Source organism: Enterococcus sp. ARL09-542, assembly GCF_005234805.1.
Lineage (GTDB): Bacteria > Bacillota > Bacilli > Lactobacillales > Enterococcaceae > Enterococcus_D > Enterococcus_D gallinarum.
Genome location: NZ_QPQX01000076.1, coordinates 1 through 247 on the forward strand (window position 1 = coordinate 1; position 247 = coordinate 247).

The window sequence follows — 247 nt, forward strand, 5'->3', positions numbered from 1 at the left end:
CAACAGATTTAACATAACCATTATTTTCATTCAGTCGCATTAACTGTTCAAAGTCTAAAATAAATACATCATTTTGAGTATGATAATAAATATTTTCTTTCAGTTTTCCAACAATGGTAATTCGGGCAATTGACCACCGTATTTTCAAGGGGGTGTAAAAAGTTTTTACATTTAACCGCCTGTTAGCTAGGGCTGTTAAATTTTCCCACTCATTTATGATCGTGCCACGGTTACTCAAATTTTATTC

Annotated in this window: 1 pseudogene; it reads right to left on the bottom strand. The window is 32.4% G+C overall.

The annotated features are described in order from the left end of the window. A pseudogene (locus DVW06_RS17625) lies at positions 1-238 on the bottom strand (replication initiation factor domain-containing protein); the annotation flags it as partial. Between the last annotated feature and the right edge of the window lie 9 nt (positions 239-247).